At 35.1% G+C, this 17892-nt stretch carries 10 protein-coding genes; 1 reads left to right on the forward strand and 9 read right to left on the reverse strand.

Annotated elements, in window-relative coordinates:
• Positions 1-153: 153 nt before the first annotated feature.
• From BPR_RS20390 to BPR_RS09665, 3 genes are all read right to left on the reverse strand, one after another.
• The gene (locus tag BPR_RS20390; protein WP_013281293.1) at positions 154-1197 is read right to left on the reverse strand and encodes a DUF4298 domain-containing protein; all 1044 of its coding nucleotides are present in this window, start codon (positions 1195-1197) and stop codon (positions 154-156) included.
• 27 nt (positions 1198-1224) lie between these two features.
• Positions 1225-1809, reverse strand: a complete 585-nt coding sequence (locus BPR_RS09660) for a hypothetical protein (protein ID WP_042256878.1) — start codon at positions 1807-1809, stop codon at positions 1225-1227.
• Positions 1810-1894: 85 nt separating this feature from the next.
• Positions 1895-3676 (reverse strand): DUF4365 domain-containing protein, encoded by a 1782-nt coding sequence (locus BPR_RS09665; RefSeq protein WP_042256879.1) that lies wholly within the window; start codon positions 3674-3676, stop codon positions 1895-1897.
• Between the two features lie 185 nt (positions 3677-3861).
• Between BPR_RS09665 and BPR_RS09670 the strand changes: the two genes are divergently transcribed.
• Positions 3862-7332 carry a metallophosphoesterase gene (locus BPR_RS09670; protein ID WP_013281296.1) on the forward strand — a complete coding sequence of 1157 codons (3471 nt, stop codon included), beginning with the start codon at positions 3862-3864 and terminating at the stop codon, positions 7330-7332.
• A gap of 144 nt (positions 7333-7476) precedes the next feature.
• Here the strand turns inward: BPR_RS09670 and BPR_RS09675 are convergent, their stop codons facing one another.
• From BPR_RS09675 to BPR_RS09700, 6 genes are all read right to left on the reverse strand, one after another.
• Positions 7477-9288 carry a UvrD-helicase domain-containing protein gene (locus BPR_RS09675; RefSeq protein WP_013281297.1) on the reverse strand — a complete coding sequence of 604 codons (1812 nt, stop codon included), beginning with the start codon at positions 9286-9288 and terminating at the stop codon, positions 7477-7479.
• Positions 9272-10972: an ATP-dependent nuclease gene (locus BPR_RS09680; protein WP_013281298.1), complete on the reverse strand. Its 1701-nt coding sequence runs from the start codon at positions 10970-10972 to the stop codon at positions 9272-9274. The genes BPR_RS09675 and BPR_RS09680 overlap by 17 nt, the downstream gene beginning before the upstream one ends.
• 76 nt (positions 10973-11048) lie before the next feature.
• Positions 11049-11462, reverse strand: a complete 414-nt coding sequence (locus tag BPR_RS09685; protein ID WP_013281299.1) for a very short patch repair endonuclease — start codon at positions 11460-11462, stop codon at positions 11049-11051.
• Between the two features lie 16 nt (positions 11463-11478).
• Positions 11479-13929 (reverse strand): DUF2357 domain-containing protein, encoded by a 2451-nt coding sequence (locus tag BPR_RS09690; protein ID WP_013281300.1) that lies wholly within the window; start codon positions 13927-13929, stop codon positions 11479-11481.
• A gap of 12 nt (positions 13930-13941) precedes the next feature.
• On the reverse strand, positions 13942-16119 hold the full coding sequence (locus BPR_RS09695) for an McrB family protein (protein WP_042256881.1): 2178 nt from the start codon (positions 16117-16119) through the stop codon (positions 13942-13944).
• Positions 16120-16145: 26 nt separating this feature from the next.
• A complete protein-coding gene (locus tag BPR_RS09700) occupies positions 16146-17885 on the reverse strand; it encodes a DNA cytosine methyltransferase (RefSeq protein WP_013281302.1) in 1740 nt (579 codons plus the stop codon).
• Between the last annotated feature and the right edge of the window lie 7 nt (positions 17886-17892).

Genomic DNA, 17892 nt, shown 5'->3' on the forward strand with positions numbered 1-17892 from the left:
TTACTTTTTCCCTCTGTCCTCATTTGGCCTCGTTTCATGTGGTCAATATCATAGCGTATTATTTCTTCTAATTGCTTACAAACTCGTCAATATAAAAGTACCTGATACCAATGTTTCCTATCTTCTCTAATAAATCGTATTAATATAATCAGTTCATTTTCCACATATCTTATGATAATCCTTCGCAATAGCTTTCCACGTCTTAATCATAATAGGCATTCCGCCAACATTATTTGCTCCTAGAGCACCACAATGTGCAACACCGTATACCTTAATTTTCTTACAAACGGGAGAAGGTGCGACCAATGGCTTTCCTGTTCTCAACTGCTCAACAAATCCCGATGCCTTTTCTCTGGTAACAGCTTCATAAGTAATCTTTCCCAGGCAAATAATAATCTTTGGATTTAATGATAAAACAAGATCATCAAAAAATCTTTCGTCCTCCCGAAGCAAAGTCCTAGTCATTCCGCCCTGCTCACTGCCTTTTCTGTATCCCAACGAATAATTAGTAAAAAACAATCGCTGTCCTGGATCAGCTTTCTCAATATCGCAACCAAGGCATTTAAACAGCACTTTTAGATTCTTATCAGTAATACTTGCATGATCATTGTAAAAAGAATCACTCTTGCCGGTCTGAATAGCCTCTATCCTAGCAATTGTCTTATCGTCCTTTTCGGGATTCCCCCAGTCCTGACCAACAAGCAGGATATCTACGCCCTTTTCATCAATATCCTTGTATTGATGCCCCTGCCAATAAGTCCAAAGATTGATCTGATCGCCATTAAGCCAAGTTTTGCACGGGTAAAGCCTGACGTTCTTATTGCCATACTCGCCACGTAACTTTGCTGCCGCCTGGGCTTTCTTAACAACCTCATGATAAGTTAGCTTCTTCTTTGATTCCGGAGATTCTTCTACCGATTCGCCCAACATCTCCAAAATTTCCTTGTCCCGCTCAAGCATGTTATAGATGCCGTCCTCAGAAAGAACTCCCCGCTTCATGCTTACAGGAATCTCGCCTCTCTCGTCAGCGGCAAAATCATCTTTCCATTGTTTGCTGGAATAGTACTTATCAAGCTTCTGGACCTTTGGCTGCAGCTTCTTATACTTCTCAATAGCCTTATCCAAATAATCTTGAGCATCCAGAACCTCGTCAAAGATCTTCTCCATATCAGAAATATGCTTAAAATCCTTGCTCATTTTACCACTTCTCCTTCGCATATAACTTCAAACAGCATTTTTCACAGCATTCAGCAATCCATTTAAATCCATTGCTTTTCCTGGAAACTTATCATTAAACGACTTCATAAAGCTTTTATCATCAGTCACCAAATAGCAGTTATGATGAACTGTAGCCTCTGCCAATATTGCGTCATGATAATGAAAGTAAGGATATTTCGATGTATTCTTCTTTTTCCCTTGAATCTCTTCAAGTAATTCTATCCCTTCATTTTTATCTCTTGAAGCAAACCGTTGAGTTCCATCTACTTTTGTTTGTCTATCTAAAAGAGTGGCAATGGTTGAGACAGATTCTATGTTTAACCTCTTATAGACAGCTATCAGGCGATTCATGCTCTCTTCTGAATTGGATATTTCACTAGTATTAAACTTCGAATCTTCTCCTCTATTTTTCGCCCCAAACCCTGCAGCCTCCATTTCTTGAATACTACTAGAATAATATGTAAATCCTTTTAATATGGAATCTTCTAAGAACCCTATATTTTCCTCCGTCATATGGCTAAAAACATTTGTGTCTAGCATATATCTTCTTGCACTAGACTTATCATTTATTATCGCATTATGATTGTCCACCAATAGTCCCCTCTAATTCTTTGAATTCTCAAATTTTTCGGCGCATGATCAAGCCTGGTATAAGCATCAAATAATCTTATACCTCCTATTCTTCATAGCTCAAATGCCCCAAATTACATATTGGGTATTGAATAAAGGCATCTTGATCCTGTTGATCCATTTTATCGAAACACCTTTGAGCCTCCTCATTTTTCCCAAGCAAAAGGTTCGCTCCACATTTTACAGCAAGTTCTTTATTAGAATTGCTCAATTCAGATAATATGCCCATTTCACTATCGCTCAATTCTCTACTACGCCTTACTATCTGAAGTTTATTCAGAATCATATTATCATTTGTACCTTCCTCATTGTCTATGAGCCAATCACAGTATTTCTCCGCTGCATGAAGAAGCTCTTGCTTCTTTTCCTCCTGCTCATCATATGCTTTAAGCATTTCCAACATAAAGAATGTTAGCTGCTCAACAACTACCGGACACACTTCATTTTGATTCAAATCTTCAGCAATTTTCTCATAATCAATATTGCTGGCTTCAATAAAATCTTGCTTTCTGAGCATAGCGTAATGAGTTATAGCATGTGGACCACCAGAATGATTTTCATCTTCAAATACAGCCAATTTGTGGTCACCAAAAAAACTATCAAGCTTGTACTCTTTTTCATTTATTTTCGTCGCCCATATTAGTAGCACTAGGTTAGCAATAACAAAACGACCATATATAATGCCATTTGTTGCACCAGGAAATACGATATTAGTTTCTTTAACCATTGCCAATGTAAAATTATGAAGATTGTTTTGATCACGATCAGACAAGTTATCGCATAGAAGTTCTTTATTGACACCAAACTTATTCAGCATAGCCTGTACATCTTTATAGTACTCAAGATTATTCCTATATTGCTCTGCATCATTTCTTCCACTATTTGCAAACCTAATAGTTGCTCCATTTACCGTCAGTTCAAGATTTTCCATGACACTAATAATAAATTCTGTATCATGAATACATTCAGACAATGTTCCACGCGCTCTGAATGAGAGTTCCGCCTTCTTGGCATTTTCTGTTATCCTAAGAACAGTACCTTTCCCAATATGGACATCCATCCCATTTTTATGTTTTACAATACTATATGATTTATAGAATATATGGCCCTTTACCTGTACATTATAGAAATAATCTCTGGCAATATGTATATCCATTGGTATCTCTGGCAACGGTATTGGAATAGGCATGTCTTTGACATTTGCATACATATACAAATCGTTTCGTAATAGCACTGCGTCAAAATCTTTTATTTCATTTTGTTTGCCGTAAGCGGCAACAGTAAACGTAATGTTTTCCAGGCCTCCTTTTTGGACCCACTCATCCATCGTCTGTAAATTCGCCTTAGTAAAACTGGACTGTTTAAGCATATTCTCATGAAAGTTAAGCATTACCTCAACCTTTTTGTTACTATCAGTAGAAAATTCCTTTAGCGGAATACTAATGTTCTTCTTCCCCTGGGAAATTTTTTCTAAAGCTCGAATTTTTACTGGCAACAGTGAATCATAATATATAGCATTGTTGCTTCCTGTTTCATCGGTCAATACAACAAACAGAACTATCCCACCATGGTTTAACCAATTATTCAGGTCAACAACAGACACTGAGAACTTTGGCTTCTTCTTTGGAGGAACACTTTTTCTTATTTCTCCTTTTACTTGAACCGGGATCTTTTTTATGTCTTTTTTTGTCTTATTATGATCTGAATGAATATAAATATTTCCATCCCACGATGGTTCCTTATCCCCGCTATTTATGAACGGCGATAGTATATCAGTCATAGCTATGCTGTTCATTACTACTGATACTGCTATTTTTTCAACATCCAAATCTGTTACCTCCTCTGAATCCCCTAACAGATTAATTATATCTCCAATACGTATATGCATTAAGAACATATTAAATATCAATAAAAAATCTTATAACCTATCTGTTCATCTATTCTTTAGCGGTAAAATATACAGTGAAGCAATATCATAAGCCAGTTATGTTTAATCCTTGAATGAGGTCTCATATGGAAAACACCCCCGTTAAAGCTGAAATCAAAAAAATAGTTAAAGAAATCAGAAAAAGAGAAATCGTTGATCACTTCGATATTCCTGAAGAATTTCGTAATAATGCTGCTGTTATAATAGCTGAGCGCAAAGCAAAAATGAGAGTAATCAGTACCAGAGGCTTTGATGTTATTAGGCAAAACTTCTTCGTAAATGAACTCGTAAATAAAAGAGACCCTTTTGATGATGAAATTATCCAGAAAATATTAACAACTACGTTTGCCTGCTTTGATGAATACTATCTCTTTATAGATGGCAAAGTATATGATCAAGCATGCTATTATGGCTACACATTTTCAGTTAAAGACATAAAAAAATACAAACTTGATATAGCCAAAATGAATTTTATCGCATTAACTGATGAAAACCTTGATAACAGTATTCCTGAGGCCATTCGGTCTAATAATGATAACTATGAACAAATAGACAAAAATAAAACTAACATACGTAGATGGATTAAAAAATATAATGCTTGCAATACCAGCGAGCAATTATTTCAAATAAATGAGAGACACAAAAAGTCTACTGACAAGACTGATGAGTCTTTCTATTTGTGGAATTATATTTTTTCAAAAGGAGATGTTGATAACATTCCCTTTGATGTCATTATGGATTTTGTTAATTCCGGGTATTATCCTGCCGGTACAATTGAAGATGCCCTTCCGTTTCTGTTTCCTCACGATAGACTATTAGCGTCTTACGCATATACACTCGGTGCAAAATCCACCTGTAAAAGACATAAATCCCAATTTAAAACTTACATAAAGATATTGGAAGAAAATGGTTATTATACTTCCGAATCAAAATACTTTGATAAAAACACTCATTATTTTTGCATAAGAACTGACTATCATATTAACAATAGTAAATCCTCCTATCCATGTGCTTCTTTATACAGATATTTTGAGGATTTTCAATCATTCACTATGCATCTTAATAACGACCTTTCGGATTGCAATCTTTTAAATGCTCGTGGCATCTGCATTGATAGTTCTTTTAAAACAAATGAAAACACAATAATGCCCGTGGAAGATATTAATTTCCTAAAGAAAATCGTCACAAAAAAATATGACCGTATCAGAGATTGTTTCACTATAAATGTTTACTGGAAAAACGAAAACAATGCCACTCTCTTCCATGGAAAGAAGACATTCAGATATTTCTTTGATTTTCTTTTCTTTGTCAAGAGTGACCTTTCTTTTGCTGATCTAATATACTGCGATGGATTAAAAAACTTACCGTCCACAAATACAATAAACTTTAGCGAAGCATTATTAACCAGCGAAGTTTCTGAATCGCTAGGTATTTCTTATAAAGCCCAAGATATAATTAAGGTTGTTCCTCATGATTTTCCTTACGTAATTGATAACGAAAAATCCACAGCTCTTATTCTCAACGATGACCATCCAGAAGCTGCTATCCCTGTAGGTGATAACGAAATTTCTGACAACAAGGTTTACTATATCTCTGATTTACATATTGTTCATACTTTGATTCGTAAAAAAGCAAAGTCTTCTGCTGATGCTATCTGTATCATCCAAAGATTTATTGATAATATGTTAGAAACTTTTGTGCCTGTCTTCTGGTCTGGGTGTAGCACAATCCTTATTGGCGGTGATATTTCCTCTGAGTTCGCTGTTTTTGAACTTTTTGTTCAATTACTTAGACGTACTTTAGATGAAAACTCATATGATGTTAACGTTATATTTATTCTCGGAAATCATGAGCTCTGGAACTATTTTGGAACGAAACTAACAGATATTATTCAGCAATACCGAGATGTTCTATCGAAGCAAAAGATGTTCCTATTACACGATGAAATACTCTACATAGAAAACCACGACAATATTTCATATATAAGCAAAGATGAGATTCTTAAATCCGGTAATGATAACATTAGACAAAAAGTAAGAAAGGCCCGTCTTGTACTGTTTGGAGGCATAGGATTTGCCGGATGTAATGAAGAATTTAATGCCAATTACGGCATTTACAGAAACACTGTGACAAGAGCTCAGGAAATAGAATTATCATCAAATTTCCGAAATCTATATGACCATGTTATCGAAGCCTTGGGTGACAGAAAAGTTATAGTTTTTACTCACATGGGAATATCAGAATGGGCCAATAATTATGAGCTACATGATAATTACGTTTATGTCTGTGGTCATAGTCATAAAAACGCATTTTATGACGATGGCTCTAGGCGTCTCTACGCAGACAATCAGGTTGGGTATTATAACGATCGACCACGGCTAAAGTATTTCCTTGTAGATGACACCTATGATTGGTTTGTGGATTATGATGACGGTATATACGAGATAACAAGAAATGAGTATATCGAGTTCTACCGGGGGAAAAATATAGCCATTACATATAACAGAGAAATCAATAAGCTCTATATGCTCAAAAAAAATGGATACTATTGCTTTATACACGAGAATAAGAATGGCAAGCTAACAATGCTTAATGGCGGAGCATTATGCTCTTTGTCTCACAAAAATATTGAGTATTACTATCAAAATATGGCTGCCGAGATAGATTATATTAAAACCCCGTTAATGAAATTTCAACAGCTTCAAAAGCAAATTTCTGAAGAAATTCGAAAGCTCGGCGGAAATGGACGCATTCATGGAGCAATAATAGATATAGATGGAACCATTGATGAAGATGGATGGAGAACAATTGCTTATAACCATCTATACATAAACCCAATCGATTTATCAATAACTCCATATTATGCCATTGATATGGTTTTGAAATATGTTTATCCTAATTTTCCTTCACTACTCTGCGATAAATGTCCAGATCTTTATTCAAAGTATAATGAGCTTATAACTGATAAAAATATAACCTCAATCATACTTAAGCCCGTTAACAATGCAGAACTTATGGTTAAGCCCAAATTATACACAAGTACAGATATCTACAAAGCCTCACGTGAACTGCGAAAAATGCAAAAGCTTAACTCCAATATATTAAGTACATGGTATGATAACTCTCCAAATTTGGTTGCCATTCCAGAAAAGCCAAAGTCTAACGAATACAGATCTGCTGCAATCGGTACCGTAAAAATGATGACCTGCGGCATGAACGCTACAATAATTGAATATAAGAATTATAATGACATTTCCGTTAAGTTTGATGATGGCACCATTGTTGAACATGTAAGCAAATACGCCTTTTCAACTAGCTCAATATGGAATCCAAATATTGAAAAGCCTCCAAAAGACAAAAAAAGCCATGATCACAAGCAATACCACAAATCATCCTATTTAGGAAAAACACAAATGATGAATTGCGGAATGAAAGCCACTGTAATTGAGGATTTTGGCTGCAATGACATAACTATCCAGTTTGAAGACGGTCTTATAAGAAAGCATAAAAGAAGAGACAAATTCAGAGAAGGTAAGATTGCGCACTGTAAAGATTAGTTTTCTGAGAAAAAGTGCCTGCCAATTTTAAACTTCATATGACAGGCACTTTATCTTGTCATGCTTATATTTATATTGCATAATGTTTGCAATATGTGAAACTGTTTTTCTTTTTCCTTCTATACTATTTTAGCCGTTTCTGATTCAAACCAATTGCGGTTTTATCCCAGGAAGTGTCAATAAGCAACTGACTTTTGAGCTTTTTCTTGCACCATCATTATTATATCTACTCTTTGAAGCAGAAAAGAGTAGATTCTTTCGAGCTCTAGTAACCGCAACATAAAAAACGCTTAGCTCCTCTAGGAACTCATCTATATCATGATTGTTTATATTGATTTTGCAATAATTTCCCGAAGAAAACCTTCCAGTATTAAAATCACAATTTCCGCACAGCGAATAATAGTTTGGAAAGCAATAAGGTTCCATATCTGGAATAATTACATTTTCCCATTCAAGCCCCTTAGCTCCATGAACAGTAGACACAAATACTCTAGCGTCAATTGCATCCATGTTCTGTTTTAATGCGCGGTTTTCAAAAGTATCACAAATAAATGTATATTTTTCATCATCGCTTAAAAACGCATACTCTCCTATGATTTTTTCAAAAAAAGCCTGTGTCAGATCTATCAATGATGCAATCACTTTAGATGAACTACCAATATAGTAGGAACCTATCTCTGATAAAGTTCTATCTAATACACTCTTTGACACCCTATGGTAACGACTTCTATCAATTTGTTTTCGAAAAACTTCAAGTGCATCAAAATGATACGACACATAAGTTTCATCGTCATCTGTAAAAAGTGCATAGAAATACGATATATTGCGTTGATCAAATTCCTCCATTATCATGTCTATACCTGCTCCGCGTTGTTGAACTAATATAGACGTTTTCTGATCACTGTCATTTTTTAATAAACTTGCTACATTATCTGCTATCCATTCACATTCTTTTTCGTGCGAATCTGATATATGAAGATTTACAATTGAATCATTATAAATTATTGGAGCCTTACAATTCAAAGCATTAGATCTAATATTTTTGTCTAAACTCAACATGCTCAAATTATCTTTAAACCTATAATTCTTCTCCAACTTCATCTGCACCATATTCAACTCATAAGCCGCCATATCCATCAACTTAGGAACGGCCCCAATAAAGCCATATATTCTTTGAAGCGGATCGCCCACGAAAAATAATTTTGTTTTATCGTTTATAAGATTTTTAACAAAACACCAGCTTAAATAATTGGTATCCTGAAACTCATCTATGACAACAACGGGAAAGAGTTTTTGATAAAAATTCAGTAATTCTTTGTTCTTTTCAAGTAAATACATTGTCAATGAAATATAACCATTATATGTTATGACTTTTTTCTCAATAAACTTCAAAATCAATATTTCATTATACTGATTTAAACTGTTTTTTAACGTTTCTTCATCACATTCAGAAACAGCCTGTCCAAATTTTTTTACGATTTCCAATTGAGCTTCAGATAAATCAATCTCTTCTCCGGATAAAAATTCATCAAATTTAGCATCCGATTCTCCAATTGCCTTAAACATATTTATTTCCTTTAAAGCAGGATTTATTAGATAACCGTATAACGATAAAATTCGTCTACACAAACCATGATAATTCGAAATAAACATTCTTCGGTTTAAATCTGCCGGTTCGCGAATATCTAATAATCCCATCTCCGGAAGTTTATCAGCCAGATCTTTTTTCATTTTATAAGCTGCATTTACGCTGAATGTAAGCGCCAAAACCTTTTTGTTTTGAGGAAATGATTTAGTAGCAATCATATATGCTATTTTGCTGACAAGTGTTGTAGTTTTTCCACATCCCGCAGGAGCCTCAACAATTATTCTGTCCGCATCAGAAAAAATAATATCAAGCTGCTTTTCATCACTTCCATGTGTCTCAGAAATCTTTTTTTTAATTAGCTCTAGCATACTCGCTCACCTTCTTAACTGCTCTTTTATAGCATGGTGGAATATCAGCCTTATCAATATTCTCAGCTATTGTTCTGCCAAACAATATTCCCTTCTCATTCGCAAAGAATGTCACACATAACAATTCATACATTTTTGTGTATTCCGTACACTCATTTATCGCAATATCTCTATCAATAACAAGTCCTTTGAATTTAAATTTATCTGCCTTTTTCTGAAGATTTTTCTTCTGAAACTTCTTAGTTAATCCATTTAGATTTGTATCCGTTATTATTTTTTCTAGAGCAGTCCTTTTCCTGCTTTTAATCAAATATTTTACGATTTCACTGTCAAAACACATGGTTGTTGTATAAAACAGATTTTCCTGAGTCGGAAGATTCTTTTCAATTTTTTTATCTTTATCAATGACCCCTACAGAAGAGATTCCTAGCTTATCAAGCATTGCCATTATCGGTTTAATTGATTCTGCTCCGCCCGCTTTTATTAAAGCTATTCCCTCTCTGTCAAAATCGACTCCCATTTTTTTGGCAAATAATCCAAAAGAGGAATACTCAGATTCTCCTTCAACAATTATCGCTGCCTTTGAAAAAACAGCCTCTTTTATATACATGAACTGTGCATACAGCTGCTTTTCTTCACTTTCTGAAAGCGTCAGATTAGAGCACGAAACCGCCGTTGTCTTTCCATCATGTTTATACATACGTATAATCTTATGGTAGTCATCAAACAAAATATTAGGCGAATGCGTCGTTATTATAATCTGTGCCTTTATCTCCGTTATGCCAAATTGTTTTCTCAACAATGCATTAAATTTTTCATCCTGCCCTTTAGAAAGGCGTTGAATATCTGCAATCAATGTTCTCTGTAAATAGGGATGCAAATGAATTTCTGGTTCATCGAGGATTATGAGCGAAGAAAACGATGTTTCATCATCACTTTTCGATTTGCAAAAATCCATTATCTTTTCAAGCAACGCTAATATTATAAGCAAGTTATATTGCACGCCATATCCATCAGATTGTACATTTACACCATTACCATCTTTCAAAGAGACAATCTTGGATAGCAGTTCCACATTATTCTCCTCAACACTAGGCTGAATATTAAATCTATCAAATGCGCTGATTCCACTAAGTGCATCCGAAACACTTTTCTGAACCTTTTTTAATTCATTTTTTTTATAAAAACCAACCTCCGGATTCTTGCAAACATAGTTTGAAACCAAATAGTTTAAAAATGCACCTGCTCCCTTTGTCTTCGAGAAATCTATCTCATTTTTAGGATTACGCAAAGAATCATATGTAATAACATTCATTCGTTTAATCAAAGAATTTTTTACTGCCTCTCCCGTTTGAGAATGAACATACTGAATGTAGTCATCCGGAGTTGATTGCTCTGCAATAATTTCTATACTTGATTCATCATCTGGATCAGTTAAATCATCAAATAATCCAATTTCCTCATAATTTAAAAATAAGCGAAACTTCACCTTGATTGGCAATGTCTCATCAAAAAAATCATCCTTAGAGAACTGCTTACAAAGGAAAATATTTGACAAGCATTTCTGAAAATTAGATTTTCCAATATTGTTTTCTCCAACAATAAAACTAATGTCCCTATTAATCGATAGTTCAAGATTCCCTAAATTTCTATAGTTTTGAATTTCTACATATGTCAGTTGCATAGTTTGAATATATACCTCCAGGTTGTCATTATTAATTTAAGCTCTATGCCATATACTCCGTCGCATTTTTTATGTTTCACTTTTTAAATTCTTGTTCCAGCCTATCCATAATCCTCTGAAAATCCTTTTTCAGCTCACACTCCCAAATTACAATAACTTTCCAGCCCATTTCTTTCAGCTTTTCCTGTTTTATCTGGTCGTTTTTAACATTTTTATCAAACTTCTCAAGCCAAAATTCCGTTCTCGTTTTTGGTGTTGTCGCATCTTTACATCCTTCATGCCGATGCCAAAAGCAGCCATGAACAAATATAGCCACATGATACTTTGGTAGGACAATATCCGGCTTACCGGGATATCTTTTATCATTCTTTCTGAAGCGATATCCTTTTGAAAACAGATATTTTCTTACTTCCACCTCAATCTTTGTATCCATGCCTTTAATCCGGCTCATATTCCAGCTTCTTTTTTCAGGTGTAAGCTTATCGCTCATATTACTTCACCAGCTTTCAAGATTTCACTAATAACCAATCTTCTGTTACAACCTTTGGTGAATGCGGACTGAATGTATCATTTTCATTCACGCCATTCAAATCACTATTATTACAGCTAATCTTTGGTTCAGTACAGCTTACTATCTCCACCTTAAGAACATAATAAAAATCTGCGGATCTTTCTTTACCATCGTTAGAACCACTCTCTGTCAGTAAATCATCAAGCTGCTTTTTTGAAACCAATTCTCTTGATTTTATGATTCCTTTAAACGGCTCTATTTCATATCTACCCGTAGCATTTATATCATTCTGATAAAAGCGAATATACTTTGCTTTTCCTATATCTTCATGATGTGAATACACTGATTCGCCCTTAATTGCATAGTAATAAAAAACAAAAGTCCTGCCTTCAGATAAAAGCCCTTCTCTGCTCAATAACTCATAATAATCAGGTCTCAAATAACCAATAACACACAAATCATTATGGATATTCTTATTGTCCCTTTCCTTACCTGTTGTTCTTTTATCTAACGTACTAATCGCAGGTTCTCCAAGTACAAGGTTGCTATAAGACAACATACGGTTAAGTCTGCTGTATTTTCTGCTACGTGCTTCAATGATTTCATATATAAAATCCTTCAATGCATTTTCACTGTCCGTCTGAATACTTGGTTTGATTGCAAAAGCACCTACTCCTGGAAGAATCTCCTCAAAGAGTCTGTAATTCTTTGTCTTTGAATCAAAATCTCCAGGATACAGGACGTAACTTCCTACAGTTCTTCTAATTGCATCATTGTATGTATGCATTTTCAGAAGATCTCCTCGCTTGTATGTATTCGTTACGCTATCCTGTTTATCATTTTCAACTTCTTCCTTTATCTGCTCCTCTGTCATTTCATTTTCATCAGGTCCGATAAAAGATCTTAAATCCGTTATCCTGTACTTCGCATCAAAATGAATATAGCTTACCGCGCCTTCTCTGATGGCATCTTCAGGTTTAAGATAATCCGAAGGATACACTTCCAGCGTGTAATCCGGTCTAAACGGCCTTGAATATGATCCTGCATACTTTGTATTGGAAAACTCTTCCCTTGAAAAGGTCCTGTTATAATACAGATTCACCCTTGTACCCAAATCAGGAAGAAGAAATGCCTGACAAGAAGTCTGACCTTCGCTTAATGAAATAGTTAGACCATTGTCAGTATTGATGAACGGCTTTTCAGAAGCCTGTACACATTGGCAATTTTCGATTGAACTGATAATTTTTCTAAGTTCAAAAAACAGCCAGTACTCATACAGTAATGCCGTATTTTTAGATTCACCGCTATAGGCCTCCTGCTCACCCTCCCAATTCAACTGAAGAGCAAGATCAACCATAGCTGCCGCGTAAAAGACTTGTCTATATCCTTCTCTCTTTTCAAGTACCTGATTATTCTGCGGCATAATCGTAAGTTCTCTTACATCATCAAAGAAATGATCTCTCAAAATGTCATCAGTAATTCTTTGAATCTCTAAAGCCTCCCGATAGCACTCCGTATACATATTCTGTCCTGCGTTTTTCCCTTTTGCAGTATCAAGACTTGAACAGAGTTCTCTACATATCAGGTTAAATTTTTTCAAAGCAAACATCACAAAACGGTTTGCAACTGTATCAAGACTGTCATATTTTCTTGTTACAGCAACTTCCTGAGGCATAGGCTTTCCATTTACCATCTGCCACCCTCTACTATGGGAAAAAGGGCTGGAATAAAAGCTTGCACTTGGAGAGCCCTGTTCAATTGGCTTAAGGACTTCATCCTTCATAAGCATTCTATCCGGATTACGCTTTATATGTCCGAAAAGAGCCTGTAAGTTATGTGAGTAACAGAATTCCCTCAAGAAAATAAACTGCTCCAAAAGCGTCTTGGCACTATTGGTATCAGATGTATCAAATCTGTTCGATGTAACACCTGAATACTCCAACAAGATTTCTGCGCACTCTTCAGCCAGCTTTTTAGTCAACTCAATATAGTCCTCTTCATAATTCATCTTCTGAGGTACTATTTCAAAATCGACTACAGTTTCATCTGAAGAATTTTTTAAATGTGTTCTTCCCAGGTAGTTAATAAATCTAAAGGATAATGCATCTCTATCTCTGGTTACTTTGAGGAACTTATTATTCTTCTCATTTGGGAAACCGAGATTCTCACAAATCTGATCTGAACCAGCTTGAATGTCATCCTTTAATCTGCATGTATAAGTAGCTGTTTCGCGAAGCCTTAATATTTTCTGTCCATCCACTGAAGTTGCAATATCAAGCTTTGAGAGCGCAGCTTTAGACGCAGCTTCTTTTTCTTCATAGACAATTATATCTGTGCCTTCTTCTTCAGTAGCTACGTTAAAATCTATATTGTCCCACTCACCCTGTGGATAAATCACTATCTCTATTCCATTTTTAGCTTTTAATGAAACCGCTGCTATGCCCATTAAAACACCTTCTTACATAAAGCTTGCATACTGGTACTTATCAAGCCTTTTCTTCATCTGCTTTATCTTCTTCACTGATAAAGTCATCTCTTTTGATGGATCCTCAATTCCTTTTTTGCACTTTTCTTCGAGAGTATCCAACAACTTTCCTATCTGCTTTCTATCACCATAAATCTTTGGAAGAATCTTCTGAACAATCTGTTCGTCCATTGTTCTTGTGAGATTAAATTCATCTTTATGTAACTCATATGCTGCTGCAAAATACTGGCGAATTTCTTTAACTGTACGATAAGCAAATTCAAAACCACTTTCTTGAAGATCCTCGTAAATGCTACCAAGAAATGTTCGAACCTGTTCAAGTTTTGCCTGTTCAACATTGCAAACGCCATTTCTGATTTCCGATGCAAGAACCGTAAATCCTTCAGCTACTCCAAAATCAGCCGCTTCAACTTTGTTGACATCAGTTGCTCCTGTCATTAACTTAAGAACATCAGCCTCTTCCGGCTTAAATTCAACAACATTCGAACGGTCCAATACTTTAGGACTAAACATATATGTTGTCTCATCTATATTCACTGTTCCTGTTACAAATAAGTTCTTAGGAAGACGTATCTTTTCAGGAATCACATCTTCGGAATCTTCTGTATTCCCCTTTTGAACCGGCTTCTTATAAAGAGGTATTTCTTCATCTGATTCCATCGCGCTTAAGAAATCAGAAAAATATCTTTCTACATGAGACAGATTCATTTCATCAAGAATCAGGAAATGTGGAATGCTCACATTCTCACTTGCCTGGAGTATAAAATCCAGTGTCGGTGTAGAAACATATCTCTCTTCCAATGGGTTATAGAAACCAAGCATTTTGGTATTATCCGTCCAATCCGCCCCAACTGGAACGATTAACCAATTTCTTTTTCCATCAACATCTTTCTCAAGATACTGCGATATTTGCTTTGCAATTCTCGTTTTGCCCGTACCGCTATTACCAGTAAGAATTACAAATGGTTTTGCAATCAAAGAACTGATATAACGCTGTGCGAAATCACTATCAAAACAATTTGGCAGCTCCTCTAGCTTAAATTCCCTCATTAGTATGTCTAAATACCACTTACCGTCTTCTTCATAAATCTTTATAACGTCTGAGTAATTGGCATTAATAATACTAATTAAAGCTATAAGCGAAAGACCGCTTGATGTTGCTTCATTCAATTCCGTACTAACCCATTGATTGGATAATCTACAGATTTCTAAACTATCATCAACTGGTATCTCGTATTCTTTTTCCAAAAACACTCTAGACTCATCATTATATGAATCAGATGAAGTTCTCGGAAAAATATATCTAAGGTAATTGCCTCCCAAATCATCAGTGACTATTTTGATATTCTTATCGTTTATTTTCAAAAGTGATGATATTCTTTTAAACTTATCTATGCCATAGATACAATCAACTAACTGCTGTGCGCATTTTTTGCTTTGCTTGAAAGGCAACTCAATTCTTGTGTCATAAACATTTTCCAGTTCCTCTCCATCCTTAACTAAAGGATCTTCTGGTTCATCATAAAACTTACAAAAGTTCTGATATGAAAATCTTTCAAAGAAGTCTCGTTCAGATTTTGATTCTCCTATCGGAAAGTTTGTTTTGATAAACGCTATTTCGCTCTCAACCGCAGTAACGTCCTCATCAGAAACATACAAAAAATCATCATTTCCAACTTTTTTATATTTAACTGGTGCAGCAAATGCCTTTATGGCGTTAAGTAAAATATCATCACTTTTTCCACCGATATTCTTTTCAACAAATTCCTCAAAGCTTACGGAATGATTCTCTGACTGTAGAATATCCTCGCATAATCGGCAATATAAAAGAAACGCCTCATCATCTGATTTTACATAAGGGTTCGGTGCATAATACGTCTTAAACCAAAAAACAAGATATCGTGTCAGATTATTGTCATCAAAAGTATATAAATAATTATGTACCTTGAAGCTATTTGTTGATCTATCTTCTAAACCAAGTTGGCATGCTTGCTGATAAGCGGTTCTTTTATATCCTTTCAATCGCTCCTCAGCTAGGTCCTTAGCAAAATCCCATGAAATAGAACCTGCCATATCAGGATAAACTTCAAGTAATGATTTGAGATTAGCTAATGTAAAGTTTCTATATCTTGCAAATGGTGTAAATGACATATTATACAACCTCCCATTCCTTCTATTTAATCATTAAGCTCAGGATAGCTTGACAATATTTGCTCCATAATATGAATCAAGACATCAACAACAATACTGTTTCCTGCCTGTTGATACATTGAGGTATCTGAAACAACAATTTTAAAACTGTCAGAAAATCCCATTAATCGTAGACATTCTCTTGGTGTGAGTTTTCTCAATCTGCCATCAGTCGTCACATAGTTGTCAACTCCTGCTCTATGCATCTTATGCATAGTAGTTAGTAATGGTCGCGCAACCTCAAGATCAGTTTCCGGCTTGCTGTAAAAATTCTTTGTTCCAGTAGACAATACATACTTTCTCACTTTTTCAGACAGATAGTACTTTTCTAAATCCGGAATATGGTTCTTTTCTGCATCCTCTTCACTTTGGAATACAAAATCTCCATGCCAATTAAATTGCTGATTTTTCTTTTGACAAAGCTGAACCTCTCCATCTATCTGTGTAAATCTCTTTGAAAGATTTTTCTCACTGGTCACAAAGTCCACACCCTTTTCTGGCAAGAAATAACCACCTGGTGCATTGTCTAACAAGAAATCTTGCATTTTCTTTTCAAGCTCAATTGCTTGTGGAAAGCTAAACTCAACATCAAGATCAAGATCATTTCTAAAACCTACAACAAATAATCTTTCTCTATTTTGAGGAACACCATAATCTCTAGCATTGAGGACCTTCCAACTAAAGCTATAATCCAACTCACTAAAAACCTGCTGCATCTTCTTCCAAGTTTTTCCTCCATCATGAGAAGTAACAGCTCGCACATTTTCATATATGAACACTTTTGGTCTTATTTCATCAATTAAACGTGCATATTCATAAAACAACGTTCCTCGAGTATCATCCAATCCTCTCTGTTTTCCAACAAAGCTAAATGACTGACATGGACTACCACCAACAAATAGATCAACTTTTCCTGCGTATTGTTTTCCATCAAGGAATGCTATATTCCAATGGAAATCATCTTCTTTGATGTCGTAGTTAGCTGTGTAACTTGCTTTAACTTTGTTTCTCTTTTCAAGGCCCTCGTACAATGAATCAACATACTTCTTGCGAGCCTTCCAATCTTCTCCAAATGAATCTAATTTCCTTTGCACACGAAGATAATTAATTTTTTCGTGAAGCATACTGGTTCTTTGAGCCAAATCTATAACTCTTCGAATCAGTTTTCTTCCGTTATCATTTTCAAATCTTTCGAGCAACTCTGTAACACTCTGCGTAAGTCCCGCTTTTTCAAGTAAGTCATTGTTGTCTCTAAAATCATTTGAAAATGCTAATAAAAGCAGAAACTCTTCAAGTCTCTTATTTGCGAAAGAGCCCTTTCCTAGTTCCGCCAGTCTCTTACTATATTCTTTCTTTCTGTTGGCCTTTAATACATTAGAATCTAATAATTCGGTCGTAGTATATTTAAGCAATTCATTGTCTTTTTCTTCGACATTATTTAACTGTTCATCCACTTCATGAAATTCAGTCATTGATGCTCTAAGCATACCTTCCAACTGATTTTTATAAAGATCTTCCACATTATCATTAATGCTTATTTCCTCAATCAGTTCAGAAAGCGATTCTAATTCTGTTTCTATTTCATCAATATCTGTATCAACATCCTTCGTAAGAATGTTTACATCACCATTGTCACATGCAAATACAATTTCATTTTCGAGTCCCATTCGATTTAATGCATGCTCAATTGCTCCGATTCCACTAAATGCTGTTGCAAGTCTAATCATAATTACC

This window comes from Butyrivibrio proteoclasticus B316, from assembly GCF_000145035.1.
GTDB lineage: Bacteria > Bacillota > Clostridia > Lachnospirales > Lachnospiraceae > Butyrivibrio > Butyrivibrio proteoclasticus.

Bases quoted from the DNA above. Each gene is read 5' to 3' on its own strand.
- BPR_RS09695 (WP_042256881.1), bottom strand. From the start codon at position 16,119: ATGTCATTTACACCATTTGCAAGATATAGAAACTTTACATTAGCTAAT.
- BPR_RS09670 (WP_013281296.1), top strand. From the start codon at position 3,862: ATGGAAAACACCCCCGTTAAAGCTGAAATCAAAAAAATAGTTAAAGAA.
- BPR_RS20390 (WP_013281293.1), bottom strand. From the start codon at position 1,197: ATGAGCAAGGATTTTAAGCATATTTCTGATATGGAGAAGATCTTTGAC.
- BPR_RS09685 (WP_013281299.1), bottom strand. From the start codon at position 11,462: ATGAGCGATAAGCTTACACCTGAAAAAAGAAGCTGGAATATGAGCCGG.
- BPR_RS09675 (WP_013281297.1), bottom strand. From the start codon at position 9,288: ATGCTAGAGCTAATTAAAAAAAAGATTTCTGAGACACATGGAAGTGAT.
- BPR_RS09680 (WP_013281298.1), bottom strand. From the start codon at position 10,972: ATGCAACTGACATATGTAGAAATTCAAAACTATAGAAATTTAGGGAAT.
- BPR_RS09690 (WP_013281300.1), bottom strand. From the start codon at position 13,929: ATGGGCATAGCAGCGGTTTCATTAAAAGCTAAAAATGGAATAGAGATA.
- BPR_RS09700 (WP_013281302.1), bottom strand. From the start codon at position 17,885: ATGATTAGACTTGCAACAGCATTTAGTGGAATCGGAGCAATTGAGCAT.